General features: G+C 37.6%; 12 protein-coding genes. 11 read left to right on the top strand and 1 reads right to left on the bottom strand.

Going from position 1 to position 15578, the window contains the following annotated elements; all coding sequences use genetic code 11:
* Nucleotides 1-2: 2 nt before the first annotated feature.
* Complete coding sequence (locus tag GHT08_RS07800; RefSeq protein WP_163580877.1) at nucleotides 3-1004, bottom strand: Gfo/Idh/MocA family protein; 1002 nt, start codon at nucleotides 1002-1004, stop codon at nucleotides 3-5.
* A 113-nt stretch (nucleotides 1005-1117) separates the two neighbouring features.
* On the opposite strand from GHT08_RS07800, the gene GHT08_RS07795 reads away from it, so the two are divergent.
* The 11 genes from GHT08_RS07795 to GHT08_RS07745 form a co-directional block, all read left to right on the top strand.
* Nucleotides 1118-1951, top strand: a complete 834-nt coding sequence (locus tag GHT08_RS07795) for an AraC family transcriptional regulator (RefSeq protein WP_163580876.1) — start codon at nucleotides 1118-1120, stop codon at nucleotides 1949-1951.
* A 146-nt stretch (nucleotides 1952-2097) separates the two neighbouring features.
* Nucleotides 2098-3078: a LacI family DNA-binding transcriptional regulator gene (locus tag GHT08_RS07790; RefSeq protein ID WP_163580875.1), complete on the top strand. Its 981-nt coding sequence runs from the start codon at nucleotides 2098-2100 to the stop codon at nucleotides 3076-3078.
* A complete protein-coding gene (gene rbsK, locus GHT08_RS07785; RefSeq protein WP_163580874.1) occupies nucleotides 3078-3962 on the top strand; it encodes a ribokinase in 885 nt (294 codons plus the stop codon). The genes GHT08_RS07790 and rbsK overlap by 1 nt, the downstream gene beginning before the upstream one ends.
* Nucleotides 3959-4348: a D-ribose pyranase gene (rbsD, locus tag GHT08_RS07780; RefSeq protein WP_163580873.1), complete on the top strand. Its 390-nt coding sequence runs from the start codon at nucleotides 3959-3961 to the stop codon at nucleotides 4346-4348. The genes rbsK and rbsD overlap by 4 nt, the downstream gene beginning before the upstream one ends.
* A 17-nt stretch (nucleotides 4349-4365) precedes the next feature.
* Nucleotides 4366-5847, top strand: a complete 1482-nt coding sequence (locus tag GHT08_RS07775) for a sugar ABC transporter ATP-binding protein (protein WP_272953886.1) — start codon at nucleotides 4366-4368, stop codon at nucleotides 5845-5847.
* Nucleotide 5848: 1 nt separating this feature from the next.
* Complete coding sequence (locus GHT08_RS07770; RefSeq protein ID WP_163580871.1) at nucleotides 5849-6790, top strand: ABC transporter permease subunit; 942 nt, start codon at nucleotides 5849-5851, stop codon at nucleotides 6788-6790.
* 13 nt (nucleotides 6791-6803) lie between these two features.
* Nucleotides 6804-7724: a ribose ABC transporter substrate-binding protein RbsB gene (rbsB, locus tag GHT08_RS07765; RefSeq protein ID WP_163580870.1), complete on the top strand. Its 921-nt coding sequence runs from the start codon at nucleotides 6804-6806 to the stop codon at nucleotides 7722-7724.
* Between the two features lie 346 nt (nucleotides 7725-8070).
* On the top strand, nucleotides 8071-9612 hold the full coding sequence (locus GHT08_RS07760; protein ID WP_163580869.1) for a glycine betaine uptake BCCT transporter: 1542 nt from the start codon (nucleotides 8071-8073) through the stop codon (nucleotides 9610-9612).
* Nucleotides 9613-9738: 126 nt separating this feature from the next.
* Complete coding sequence (locus tag GHT08_RS07755; protein WP_337747280.1) at nucleotides 9739-10146, top strand: MSCRAMM family protein; 408 nt, start codon at nucleotides 9739-9741, stop codon at nucleotides 10144-10146.
* 59 nt (nucleotides 10147-10205) lie between these two features.
* Nucleotides 10206-10370, top strand: a complete 165-nt coding sequence (locus GHT08_RS22555) for an LPXTG cell wall anchor domain-containing protein (RefSeq protein ID WP_420370959.1) — start codon at nucleotides 10206-10208, stop codon at nucleotides 10368-10370.
* Between the two features lie 687 nt (nucleotides 10371-11057).
* Nucleotides 11058-15578, top strand: a 4521-nt coding sequence (locus GHT08_RS07745) for a collagen binding domain-containing protein (RefSeq protein WP_163580867.1), incomplete at its 3' end; no start/stop codon positions are given.

Genomic DNA, 15578 nt, shown 5'->3' with positions numbered 1-15578 from the left:
GCTCACCCTTTCGTAATTTCAATACGTTTTCTTTCCTCAGCGGAAGTAAGACATGCATCCAACACCTTCATGTTTAAAATGGCATCTGCAACAGGAAAAGGTAATGTCTTATTCTGCTGAATACTATGTCCAATTACATCTGCTTGTAGTGCATACTGATTTACATAGGGGACTTCTACCTCTTTTGTTCCTTTACTAGTGTGTAGGTAAAAATGGTCTTGCTTATTCTGATTTGTAACAAAAGCAGAAGGAATCTCAATTCTACCTTCTGTCCCTAAAATTTCTAATCGATTTCGGAAGTCTGCCCACATGCCACAATCAAAGGTAAGTGCAACACCATGATCAAATTCCAATATTCCGGATGCCATCATATCTACCTGGTCATGCTGTTCGGAAAAGAAAGCATGAACAGTTGCTGCTTGTGGCTCTTCATTTAAAATCATTCTAGCGGCACTTATCGGATAAACTCCAACATCATATAAGGAACCACCACCCCAACCCTTTCGGAAGCGAACATTTTCATTTGCAGCTGCATTGTTGAAAGTGAATGCTCCATGTATGCCGCGTATTTCTCCGATTTCTCCTGATTGAATGATCTCTTGAATCTTTTGATATCTGGGGTGATAGCGATACATAAAGGCTTCTGCCAGAACAACTCCGGCTTTTTTACTTGCTGCTTCCATTTCTAGTGCTTCCTTGGCATTTAAAGCAATCGGTTTTTCGCAGAGTACATGTTTTCCAGCTTCCATAGTTTTTATCGACCATTCTTTATGCAAATGATTCGGTAATGGGATGTAAACGGCATCAATATCAGGATCAGCTAATAATTCTTCATAACTTCCATATGCAACGGGAATCTCTAATTCCTCAGCTGTTTCTTTTGCATTGTCTAGATTTCGACTGGCAATGGCATATACTTCACCTGTTTCTGACTCTTTTATTCCTGGTATAACTGCTTTTTGTGCGATATTTGCGGTGCTTATAATTCCCCATTTAATCGTCATCGTTTAACCTCCTCCTATAACTTTATTGTTATTATAATCGATTGGTATTAATATGAAAATAGAAGCTTTTTGCTATCAGATAACACAATATTGTTCTATAGGATGTGAGGATAATGAATCGTCAAGTTTTATTGCCTATACTGAAAAAACATGAATATATGATCCTGCCTGAATCAGTTGGGTGCTATAGGTTGAAAGCGGACCATGACGTCTATCGGGAAGCAGGCTCATTAGATAATTTTAGTATACATTTTGTTGTAGCGGGGTCTGGCTATGTAGAGATAGATAGAAAGCAATATATGTTAAAAAAAGGAGATGCCTTTCTTTATTTCCCGGAGCAGGAACAACGGTATTATAGTAGCGAAGAGGATCCTTGGAGTGTTAGGTGGGTTCATTTTTATGGAAATCCACTGCATACGTTTTTATCGGAGATTGGTTTTGGCAGATTTATTTTGTGGAGACTGCCGAACGTAGATAAATTAGAACAAACCCATGAACAATTATTACAAGAAGCTGAGGAAAACAGCTTCTTACAGCTATCAACTTTATCAACATTAACCTATGCTTTTTTGTCCACCTTTACCAATATTGCCGTGCCAAGTGAGTCCAATTCTAGGCAAGAATTAGATGTGCGGATTCAATCCCTTTTACCGAAAATGCAAGAAAAGGCACCAGAACCCTTCGATCTCGAATATTGGGCAAAAGAAACGGGAGTAAGCACCTATTATTTCTGTCGATTGTTTAAACGTGTCACACAGATGACTCCGATGGCTTTTATCACTTTATGTCGGTTGCAATGGAGTAAACAATTACTGTTAGAAGAAAAAGAGTTAACGGTTAAGGAAATCGCGGAAAGATCTGGCTATCCGAATCCTAGTTATTTTAATAAACTTTTCTTAGAAAATGAAGGGATGACTCCTACTAAATATCGGCAAATGTATGTGTGATAGTAGGTTATAACTAACTGAACTTGCCGAATTTAATGATATTGATGAATCATTTTTTTAACGTATAAATTTTGAAAAAATCTTGACAACGCAAAAATATAATATTATAGTGTGTGTAACGGGTTACAGGTAAGGGGTTAGAAAACATGCCAACGATAAAAGATGTAGCAAAATATGCAAGCGTTTCAGTAGCGACTGTTTCGAGAGTTCTTAATAAAAAGGGATATGTAAGTAAAGAAGCAGAGGAGAACGTATTAAAAGCGATATCTGATTTAAATTACAAACCAAATTCTGTAGCTAGATCCCTTTATCATAAAACATCTAAAATGATAGGGTTATTGATACCGGATATCTCCAACCCCTTCTTTCCAGAGTTAGCGAGAGCGGTTGAAGATGTAGCATTAACCTATGGATATACGGTAGTTATTTGTAATACCGATGAAGATATTCGAAAAGAAGCACAGTATTTAGAAGCGCTTCAGCAAAAATATATTGATGGCTTGATTTTAACGACAAATCAATTGAGTACTGATAATTATGAAAACCTTGGCATTCCACTTGTTGCATTAGATCGACAGTTTAGTAATCGGGTACCAACTGTTAGCTCGAAAAACTATGAAGGTGCTAGAAAAGCAACAGAATATTTAATTGACAATGGAAGCGAGTTCATCGCACATATTCGCGGGCCTTATCGTGTAAAACCAGCTGATGATCGGTATCGAGGATTTAAAGATGTAGTAGAGGAACAAGGGATTGCTCATATTGTAGTAGATTGTGATTTTACGATGACAAATGCAATGGAAGTTGCGAAAGATTTATTTGAGAAATACCCAACTATTGATGCAGTATTTGCTAGTAGTGATATAGCTGCTGCGGGTGTTCTAAAAGTCGCAAAAAGTATCAACAAACAAATTCCTGAAGACCTCCAAATAATCGGATTTGATGGCATACCTTTAGGTGAAATGTTAACACCTGCCATAACTACTGTTGCACAACCAATCTATAAAATGGGAGCTTTATCAGCAAGGCTGTTAATAAAGCAAATTGAAAAACAATTACTTGATGTAAGAAATTATGAAGTTGAAACCACTATTCAATATCGAGAAACAACAAGGAGTGATACATGATGAAGGAGCCATCCATTACCGTTATCGGTAGTATAAATATGGATCTAGTAACAACCAGTGAACGGATCCCTGAACAGGGAGAAACCATAATGGGCGAGTCATTCTTTTATAATCCAGGTGGGAAAGGAGCTAATCAAGCTGTTGCATGTGCAAGGTTAGGAGCACAAGTTAATATGTTAGGTTGTGTAGGAGATGATCCTTTTGGTCAAATATTAATCGATAATCTCAGCAAAGAAAAGGTTAATATCGACAATGTGGAACCGGTTACCGATGAGCATACCGGCGTGGCTACGATTTTAATAAAAGATAATGACAATCGAATTATCGTCACACCTGGTGCAAACTATAGCATTACCCCATCTTATCTTCAGCAATATTTGGATGTTATAGACGAGAGTGACGTTGTATTATTACAGTTAGAGATACCGTTAAATACGATTGAGTATGTAATCGGTTACTGTTCTGAGAAAGGAATACCAGTTATATTAAATCCTGCACCAGCACAACGTTTATCAGCATTTGTTTTAGAACATTGCACATATCTAACACCTAATGAAACAGAGAAGTTAGAAATTTCAGATGATATAGATACTTATAAAGAGAAAATGATCGTTACGTTAGGTGAAAAAGGAGTAGAATACTGTTCCGAAGATAATCTCAAAACGGTAACCGGTTACAGAGTGACACCTGTTGACACAACAGGTGCGGGAGACACGTTTAATGGGGCCTTGGCGGTTCAACTTGCTAAAGGGACACATTTGAAAGAAGCGATTACTTTTGCAAATGCAGCAGCAGCCTTATCTATACAAAAAAGAGGCGCTCAACAAGGAATGCCGACAATGCGAGAGGTTATTGAATTTCTGGAAGGAGCACCATCATCATGAAAAAAAATGGCGTATTAAACAGAGACATATCGATAGCATTATCAAAATTAGGACATACAGACCAAATTGTTATAGCTGACTGTGGCTTGCCGATTCCTAACGATGTAACATGTATTGATCTTTCTTTAAAACCGGGTGTGCCCCATTTCTTGGACGTACTTTCAATCATGTTACAAGAGATGGAAGTAGAACAATTCACTTTAGCAGAAGAGATAAAGATGAAAAATCAACCGTTACATGCTGCCTTATTGAAATATGATATACCTGTCCATTATGTGCAACACGAACGGTTTAAACAATTAACTAGAGACGCCAAAGTCATTATTCGAACAGGAGAAAACACACCATATGCCAACGTTATTTTACATGCAGGAGTTATCTTTTGATGAAAGGGGTGTAGTTGATGATTGAAATGAGTGGCATTGAAAAGTCTTTTAGTGGAACAAAAGTATTGAAAGGAGTCGATTTCACGTTAAGGGATGGAGAAATACATGCACTCATGGGAGAGAATGGTGCTGGTAAATCAACGATGATGAAAATATTGGCTGGAATTTATTCACGAAATGAAGGCACGGTTAAAGTAAACGGCCAAGAGGTAAATTATACCAACCCTAAGCAAGCTGAGAAAGATGGTATTGCCGTCATTCATCAAGAACTAAACATCTTACCTGAATTATCTATTGCAGAGAATTTGTTTTTAGGAAATGAACAAACGATCGGTAAGACAGGTTGGATTAAGACAAAAGAAATGAACGAGATTGCGCAAAAACAACTTTCCAAGCTTGGATTACATGTCAAACCATCTATGCTAGCCAAGCATCTATCAGTGGGACAACAGCAAATTGTTGAAATAGCTAAGTCATTACTAATTAATGCTAAGTATATTGTCATGGATGAACCAACTGCAGCACTTACAGACCGTGAAATAGAAACACTATTCGAAACGATAGATGATTTGAAGAAACAAGGTGTTTCCTTCGTCTATATTTCACATCGCATGGAAGAAATATTTGCGATTTGTGACCGAATTACAGTACTTCGAGATGGTGCATCCATAGGTACAAAGGTGATTAAAGAAACGAGCTTTGATGAAATAGTCAGCATGATGGTTGGGAGGGAACTTGGGGAGCGTTTTCCAGAACGAAAAGGATCACCATCTGACGTGAAATTAGAAATTGACAATTTGACACGTGAAGATGAATTTGATTCTGTCTCCCTTCAAGTACGTGCAGGTGAAATTCTTGGTATATCAGGCTTAATGGGTGCAGGTCGTTCCGAATTAGTTGAAACTATTTTTGGCTACCGTCAACCTGATAAAGGAACGATAAAAGTTGATGGGAATCCAGTGAAAATAAAAGATCCAAGTTATGCGATGCAACAAGGGATTGGATTTGTATCGGAAGATCGTAAGTCAAAAGGGTTAGTCGTTGATTCTTCCATTCAAAACAATTTGAATATGACTAGTTTACGAGAATTATCCCAAAATGGATGGATGCTACAACAAAAAGAACAAAGCCTTTATGAAACAATGGTTAAGAAATTAAATATTGTGTCTTCCGGTGCGGGCCAATTAGCTAAATCATTAAGTGGTGGTAATCAACAAAAAGTAGTTATCGCCAAGTGGCTAGCGATTAATCCGAAGATATTAATCTTGGACGAGCCTACTCGGGGAGTTGATGTGGGTGCGAAAAAAGAAATTTATTCAATTATGAATGATCTAGCTGATCAAGGTGTAGCCATCATCATGGTTTCATCTGAATTACCCGAAATTATCGGAATGAGTACAAGGGTAGTTGTAATGTGTGAAGGGAAGCATATGGCAACACTTCAGCGTTCCGAGTTATCCGAAGAGAAAATAATGCACTATGCTACAGGAGGTAATTAAAATGCTTGATATAAAAAAGATAAAGACAATGCTTGGTTTGCTTGGCCCATTACTTGGTTTGTTTTTTATCGTCGTCATCATTAGTATCTTAAACCCAGAGTTTCTATCTGCTAGTAACTTGTTAAATGTATTACGTCAGGTTTCGATTAATGCGTTGATTGCCTTTGGTATGACGTTTGTTATTTTGACAGGTGGTATTGACTTATCTGTCGGGTCGATTTTGGCGTTATCAGGTGCTGTAACCGCATCTTTAATGGCAGCAGGAATGGACCCAGTTTTAGCAGTTATTATCGGTTTATTAACCGGTACATTATTAGGTGCTATTAATGGCCTAGTGATAGCAAAGGGGAAAGTTGCGCCTTTTATAGCGACATTAGCTACGATGACAGTGTTTAGAGGCTTTACTTTAATGTTAACGGATGGACGTCCTGTTTCAGGTTTAGGGGAGTCTACTTTTTTTGAAATGTTAGGAAAGGGATATTTCTTTGGTATCCCTGTACCAGCTATTACCATGTTAGTTTCCTTTGTTGTTCTTTTCTTAATTTTAAAGAAGACAACTTTTGGTCGCCGTGTTTATGCAGTTGGTGGCAATGAAGAGGCTGCTATTCTATCAGGAATTAGTGCAACAAGAATTAAAATTTATGTTTACTCATTAATCGGTTTCTTATCTGCTTTAGCAGGTATGATCTTAACATCTAGATTAAATTCTGCACAACCCACGGCAGGTCAAATGTATGAGTTGGATGCCATCGCAGCAGTTGTACTAGGTGGAACAAGTTTGACAGGAGGTAAAGGGTGGATTTTTGGTACCTTTATTGGTGCCTTAATCATAGGGGTCCTTAATAATGGACTCAACTTGTTGGGAGTAAGTTCGTTTTTCCAACAAGTAGTAAAAGGTAGTGTCATTCTATTAGCGGTATTACTAGACCGTAAAAATGCTTAAAGGAGTGGAAATTATGTTAAAGAAAACAGTATTATTTTGGATAATCTTAGTGGTAGGTAGTGTACTCATGGCATGTTCAACAGAATCACCAGTCGAAGAAGAAACTGGTAGTGAGGACAACGATGGAGAGTTAACGATTGGCTTTTCCATTTCAACGTTAAACAACCCATTTTTTGTTACCCTTCAAGAAGGGGCGGAAGCAAAGGCTGAGGAAATTGGTGCTGAATTAATTACCGTTGATTCACAAGATGATGTCGCAAAGCAAATTAATGATGTAGAGGATTTAATTGAAAGAGAAGTGGATGTTATTATGATTAATCCGACAGATTCAGCATCAGTAGTAGCAGCAGTTGAATCTGCGAATTCAGCTGGTATTCCTGTCGTTACATTAGACCGTGCTGCAGATTCTGGCGATGTTGCCGTTCATGTTGCTTCAGATAATATCGCAGGTGGGGAATTAGCAGGTGAGCTGATGGTAGAATTAGCAGGTGAAGATGCTCAAGTAGCTGAACTAGAAGGAATCTCAGGCTCCTCTGCAGCTCGTGAGCGTGGCCAAGGATTCCATAATATAGCGGAAGATTCATTAGACATTGTAACTTCTCAGACAGCTAATTTTAACCGTGCAGAAGCTTTATCTGTAATGGAAAATATATTGCAAAGTAACTCAGAAATTACAGGGGTCTTTGCTCATAATGATGAAATGGCACTGGGTGCATTAGAAGCAATTGAAGCAGCCGGACGTGATGATATTCATATTATCGGTTTTGATGCAACAGATGACGCGGTTGCTGCTGTGGAAGAGGGAAGAATGGCTGGCACCGTTGCACAACAGCCAACAATGATTGGTGAAACAGCTGTTGTAGAAGCTGAAAAAATATTCAAAGGCGAAGAAGTGGAAGAGTTTGTTCCGGTAGAACTCGAATTAATTCAATAATAGTGATAGAATAGAAATAAGAAAAGTATATAATACTACCCAAAATCATTTCAATGTTGATGTGTTTGGGTAGTTTTGCTTTTAGCCCAAAAGTTAGAGTATGTCTATCCATTAGTATTTTTATCCTTTTTACACGATGCGGGGAAGAATAATTAAAGTTAGCGATATCAAATTAGAATAGGATTATTGGTTTGGGAAATGATAATATGGGTACATATATAATGGATGAGACTCTAATAATGCCTTCCTAAAAACCTTTTAAGTAACACCTTTCCTGCTATTTACTTAAGGTTCTGAGAATGGTATTTTAATATAGTGGATAAGATAGAGGAGAGGTAGGAAGTTCATGAAAAAAATATCAAGTGTATTTTGGATAACGATTTCGATCGTTTTGGCGGCAGTTATTTTCGGAATTGCAGCACCAAGTAGTTTCGAAAAACTGACTGAGAATATTCAAGCAATGATTACTTCAACGTTCGGTTGGTATTATCTTATATTAGTAACAGTTATTGTGCTTTTTTGTATATTTTTAATTTTTAGTCCTGTTGGTGCTATTAAACTAGGTAAGCCTGATGACAAACCAGATTTTAAAAAGTCAACATGGTTTGCTATGCTCTTTAGTGCTGGTATGGGAATCGGACTTGTTTTCTGGGGGGCTGCAGAACCTCTATCACATTACCTCAACCCTCCACTTGCCGAAGGAGGCACGAACGCTGCTCAAAAAGAAGCGATGAGATATGTCTTTTTCCATTGGGGGATTCATGCATGGGGAATCTATTCGATGGTAGGTTTAGTTTTAGCATATTTTAAATTTCGTAAAAATGAACCAGGGTTAGTATCGGCCACTTTAAAACCTTTATTTGGCTCCAAAATGAATGGTGGTTTTGGTAAAGTTATCGATGTACTGGCGGTATTTGCTACTGTAGTAGGGGTAGCAACTACTTTAGGTTTTGGTGCCGCACAGATAAACGGTGGACTTTCCTATTTAACAGGAGTGCCAAATAATTTCACCGTACAGTTCATTATAATTATCGTTGTCACCATCCTATTTATGATATCAGCTTCAACTGGTTTAGGAAAAGGCATCAAATATTTAAGTAACACGAATATGGTATTAGCAGTTGGATTGTTTGCTTTAATGTTTTTTATTGGTCCAACTATTTTAATATTAAATATGTTCACAGATTCGATAGGTGGATACATACAGAATCTAATTCAAATGAGTTTTCGTATTGCTCCATTGAACGAAGAACACCGTACATGGATTAACGATTGGACAATTTTTTATTGGGCATGGTGGATATCGTGGTCACCATTTGTAGGTATTTTTATCGCTCGTGTATCACGTGGTAGAACAATACGAGAATTTATGATGGTGGTATTATTATTACCATCTGTCGTTAGTTTTCTATGGTTTACTACTTTTGGTATATCCTCCATCGGTGTACAGAAAAGTGGAAATATTGATCTATCTCCATTGCCTACAGAACAAATATTGTTCGCTGTTTTTAGTGAATATCCAGGATCAGTAATATTGTCGATTGTTGCTATTGCCTTGATTAGTACGTTCTTTATTACTTCTGCAGATTCGGCTACTTTCGTCTTGGGGATGCAAACAACGTATGGTTCCTTAACCCCTCCAAACCGTGTTAAAATGATATGGGGGATTGCTCAATCTGCGATAGCGTTGGTGCTATTATATAGTGGTGGACTGCAAGCATTACAAAATATCCTAGTCATAGCAGCACTACCTTTCTCCTTTATTATGTGTTTAATGATGCTTTCATTATATCGATCGTTAGCGAAGGAGAAGAAGGAGCTTGGTCTTTATCTCAAGCCAAAACCTCGAAAAAATAAAAGAGCGGAACAAAAAACGAGAGAGTTTTAATGAGGATATGACAAAACATTATTTATCACGGTGTTAAACGTTTGTAAGCACACCCACTTCAAGCTTCAAGTAACACAAGGATAAGTTTAGGGGTAACAGACGCTAATACCCTGATAAGTTTCGGTAATAATCCGTAGGGATCCAACCACCCGAATCAAAACAGGGGAGAATGGAAAGTTGACTATCGAAGATTTACGACCTGGTCAGTATTTACTGGTTGAAACTGGTCCATTAATAGGTTGTCAAGCAAATCCACCTGTTTTATTTATAATCGGAGAAGGACAACTAGAAGCAAAACAAATAACCATTACGAATAAGCAAAACCGTTCAGAAGTAGAACTAACCAATTTAGACCGAGATCACGCAGATAAAGTATTGCAAGGTGCAGAATTTATGCTCCAAGATGAAGAAGGCAATATCGTGGCACAAGGGTTAACTACTAATCAAGATGGTAAGATTAATGTTAATGGTCTGAAACCTGGTGTCTATTCATTCATTGAAATGAAAGCACTTCAAGGCTATATGAGAAGATAGTCCTATTTAGTTTGCAATCGAGCTAGGACAGTCTGAACAAATTGAAGTGAAAGCATACAATCAATCAGAAGGAACAGGTAAGTAACGATCGTGATGAGGTCAGTCAAGAGCAAGGCAATCTTTCGAACACAGCAACAAACATGTTTAATTATTTCTTATTTGGCGGAGGACTAATGATTGTTGGGATCTTAGTTTTCATATTCTATCGACGAAGGAAACAATAACTGAAAAATACGAAGCATTAGTAGTGCAGACCAAGAATATGGTTTGTGCTACTATTTTTTTTAGTAAAGAATCCATATATACCGAAAGATAAAGTGAAAATCGTCTTCTTGTTGAATGGCTCATCATAAATTCACAAAAATTTAATTTCTCGTATAAAGTTGTCATCTGGTTCACATTTTATAGCACAGGGTAGAAAGCGTCTTCACACAAGACTTATACTGTTTTTAATTTATTTCTTATGTCCTTAATTTATGGAATTATCAGTAAATCTTTGAACGCAACCAGTCTGATTATAGAACTTTTAACCTATTAATATGATAACTAGTTTAAAAATTGTTTAAGAATATGTTCAGTATTTACCTTTATAATCCAAATTTGGGTAGTGTGACTAGCTAATCCTACATGCTTAATAAGCCATGGAATCTTTGAAAGTATAGACATGGTGTAGAGATAATTTTCTCATCTCAATCATACATTAGTTAAAGTAACCTCTCAGTGTTAGATGGGAAAGTTTATCGGTTCCATTTTACAATTCTGATTTGTAATAGGTTACCTCATCACTTAAGCGTGTTTTAAGCGAAATAGTGATCGTCTTCACTACCATCCAGTTCAAGTGGAGATAGTCATGCTTGATGCTTATCTTCATTTTGATCAATTCTAGGTGTAGAAAGGAGTTTTAACTTTTAATGACAAGGAAAGTAAGTATTGCTTTATTAGTGGTATTATTGTTTCAGACATTAACAAGTAGCCTTATGTTGCCTTCACAGGCTATTACGTCTGCAGACACGTCTATCTTTAAGAATATTAGTGTTGTAGACGAAGAAGGCAATCCAGTTGATGCGGAAACAATGCCTGGTAGCGATGTAGAAGTAAGTATCGATTGGTCTGTTGCTGATCTAGAAGTAGAAGCTGACAGTACAGAGACAATCACATTTGATTCTGACATTGTCGTGCAACAAGAACAAACTAGTAATCTACTTTTTGAAGAGCAGCAAGTAGGTGAATACACAGCTGGAACGGATAATACGGTCACGATAAGCTTGAATGAAGTGATCGAAGAATATCCTGAAGCGAGTGGTAATTTTGTTATTTCAGCTGTTACTTCCGATGAACAACAAGAAGCTAATTCTGAGGAAGAGGTTGTTGATGTTGAGTCAAATGAAGAGGAGCAAGAAGCCACCACTGATGATCAAGCAACCGAAGAAAAGGATGTGGATTCAGAAGTGACAGAGGAAGACGCTGAAGAAGAGCAACAAGAGACAGCAAATGGAGGCGAAAACGCGTCTTCAGAAGAGTCAACGACTAAGTCCACTTCTGCCGCCTCTGATATTGAGCCTTCCGCCGAATTAGGAAATATCTTTACCTTTGATTACCTCACAATTGATGGGGAAGATATTGAGGATGGCGATATTATTGATATAGACAAAGATACTACAGCACACTTAGGATTCAAATGGGATACACAGGGTCATAATGCAAAAGCTGGTGATACAGCTGAAATCCTTCTTTCTGACGCTTTTGAAATGGTTAACTCTCCGGAGCAATCAATCATAGTTGATGGGATTGATGTAGGAACTTACTATATCGAGAATGGTGTACTAAAGTTCGAATTCAATAAAAATATTGAAAATGATAATGTCCATAACGGATTTGTCGATCTTGGATTAAAGTTCAATCTGGCAAAATTCAGTGAAGATATTGAACAAGAGATTAAATTCAATGATAGTGAAGACAATTCGTTAACGATTATCGCAAAACCAGATGGGGAGATTAGTGGTATTGATAAGGAAGGACACCCTGACACTGACCATGATGCAAGAGAAATCACATGGGAAGTAGACGTTATCAATACGAATGAAGAAGAGATAACAGGTGCAACTCTAGCAGACAGCATTCCTGAGGGTTTAGGCGAAGCTAGAGATTTTGTGATCCATGAGTTGGTCATAGGCTATGATGGAGATAAGACGGTTGGTGCTGAGGCATTACCTGGATCAGAATCAGTAGCTGAAGGTGAATTTGAAGTAGAATTGGGTACTATCGCTCCATATAAAGGTTACCGCATTCAATATACAACAACCATTGAAGATTACTCGAAAGATTCGTTTACCAATGATGCAACATTTAATTATGGCGACGAAAGCTTACCTGCACAAGCTACAGTTGGTGGATTGGAAAGAAGTAATCCAATAGAGAAGTCCGGTAGGCAAATTGGTAACGAGGATAAAATTCAGTGGAGTATAGATGTTAATAAAAATGGAAGTATAATTAGCGATGGTAGGGTAGAAGACAACTTACCTGACGGGTTAACCGTAGTCCCAGATAGTATCGAAGTTGTTAGAATTACACAAGAATGGGGTAGTTGGACAGAAGGAGATTCTCTTGAAGGTGAATTTACTGAATTCCCTATCGAATTAGGTGAATTAGGCCAAGAGGATGCCTACAGAATTAACTTTGAAACAGATGTTAATTGGGGAGATGTAGAAGATGGCGTCTACCAAAAAGAAAATGGTTTCTTAAATACGGCAACACTCTATGATGGTACGGATGAATTAAATAATGATGATGCAATAGTTGATATCGTCAGAGATCCTGTTCTGCGAAAAGAAGGGACATCTAATGTAGATTATAACAACAAAACGGTTACTTGGACTATTCATGTGAACGAAGCAGGACACCCAGTTGGAGAAGCTGTATTAACAGATTTAATTCCAGCGGGGTTAGCCATTAGTGAAGATGCTATTGTTATTAAGAATGAGGACGATGAGCTGTATTCTCCTGATAACATCAACATTAACCCTAGTGCTGATGGTGGAACAGAAGTTGTTATTGAATTAGGAAATGTAGGGACTCAACAGCTTAACGTTACTTATACAACCGAAATAACCGATTTCACGAAAAATACATTTGTTAATGGTGTTGGCATCGAAGGTGAAGGTATCGGTGAAGATGGTACGGAAAGTAATGCTACGATCAACCCGGTAGGTAATAGCTATACTAAGAGTTTTGCAGGAATAGACTATGCTGAAAAGACAATTGATTGGAAACTAAATGTCAATCCAAAAAGGGAAGCAATTAACGAATTAGTAATAGAAGATACCTTTCCCAATAAAGGCATGATCTTACTTCCAGCCACGGTAGAAGTTACCCATAAAGGAGAACCTCTGACAAAAGGCGATGACTATACGCTTGAAGCTAGAACAGAAGATGGTGAAACTGGTTATCATCAAGGGTTTATCATCGAGCTTCAAAGTGGGGTATTACCTTTAGACGGCGGTCAACTAGAAATTCAGTATCAAACTTCTTATGATCCACAGAAGGACGTAGATGGTAATACACTTGATCCACATCAGAGTGATGAAGACCAAGATAGAGTGTATAAAAATCATGCACAGTTCACAGGAACAACTGAAAATGATATTGAGATTGATCAAGGAAGAGAAGCAGATACAACGGTAAGAGAAGACTCTTGGAACAGTGGTAAAAAAGAAGGTCAACTCGTACATGAGGATGGTGAAGGAAATCTAGTTAATAGCTGGGAAAGCGGATCTGAAAGAAAAATCGCTTGGCAGCTATATACGAACTATCAAGAACAAAATCTGGGATCAGATGTTACCATAACAGATGCGTTACAGTATGATGGAAAAATTGATGAAGAGAGTATTCAAGTATCTGTTTATAATGTAAAGCCTGATGGAACAACTAAGATTACTGATGAAGTGCTAGATTCTAACAACTATATCGTAGATGTTGAAGGTAAAGAATTCAGCTTAACTTTTACTGAAGATGTAACAAAAAGGTATGTTGTTGAATTTACAACTTCCGTACCAGATATTTCAGAACCCAACTATACGAATAATGCAATGGTTAAAGTTGGCGACGAAGAATATCCATATTCTTCAACTCTTAACTATGATAAACATAACGACTTCTTAGCAAAAGGCCCAGTCAGTGTTGATGGAGATAGTGTTTTCACAGGGGATGAAATAGACTGGGAAGTTAAAGTGAACGAAAGTCTATCAAACATTAAAGAACCTATCATTACGGATACCATTAGTGCAGGGCTTGTCTATGTAAATGATAGCCTTGAAATTTCCAGATTGGATGGAAATGAAGAAATTGTTCTAGAAGAAGGAACAGACTATACGCTTGAAGTAACTACAACAGACGATAATGAGAATGTATTAACGATTCAACTTAATGATGAATTGAAAGACACCATAATCTTAAGATATTCAACTGTCGTAACTGAAGAGGACGGTGGAGTGAACAACACAATCTCATTAGAAGGATCCGAGATAGAAGAAAAATCTGTAGAATCTCAGGAACTGCAAGCAAGAGTATTCTCTAACGTAGGTGGTGAATGGGCTACTGATAGAGGGGCATTACGTGTAACTAAAGTCGATGCTGAAAGAAAAGACATCATAGCAAACAATGAAGCCACCTTTAAGCTTGAATTCGACTTAAATGGCGAAAGACAACAATTTGGTGAGTATACAACAGAAAACGGTGAGTTAGAAATTGGGAATTTACCACTTAGAACCTATTATCTAACAGAAGTTACAGCACCCACCGGATATGTTCTTTCTGATGAAGAGATAGAAATTGTTGTGGACGAAGGCTACGACAACAATGATGAGAATATGGTGGAAGTAGAATTTGAGAATACCAAGGAAAAAGTGAATATCACTGGCACAAAAGTCTGGGAAGGCGGACCAAAACCAGCCATTGATTTACAATTGTTTAGAAATGGTGAAGCATTTGGAGAGGCTGTAACTCTGGAAGAGGGCGCAACAGAATACACTTGGTCAGATTTAGATCAAACAGATATCGATGGTAATGGGTATGAGTATACAATAGACGAAGTAGAAGTTCCTGATTATTATGAGAAGACATTATCAGATGATGGTCTAACGATTACCAACAGCTTTACAGTGGACCCTATAAGTTTCAACGTGGAAAAAAGCTGGAACGATGCCGATAACCAAGATGGTATTCGTCCAGACGCCATCACTGTGAAATTACTGGCAGATGGGGAAGAAACAGACCAAGAATTGACTTTGAATGAAGACAATAACTGGAAAGGGACATTTTCTGATTTACTAGCAATAGATCAGACTGGTGAAGAGATTCAATACAGCATCGAAGAAGAATCCGTAGAAGGTTATGAAACAAACATAACTGGGAACCCAGTAGAAGGCTATGTCATT

This window comes from Gracilibacillus saliphilus, assembly GCF_010994085.1.
Lineage (GTDB): Bacteria > Bacillota > Bacilli > Bacillales > Amphibacillaceae > Gracilibacillus > Gracilibacillus lacisalsi.
This window is presented reverse-complemented; position numbering and strand designations above follow the sequence as displayed.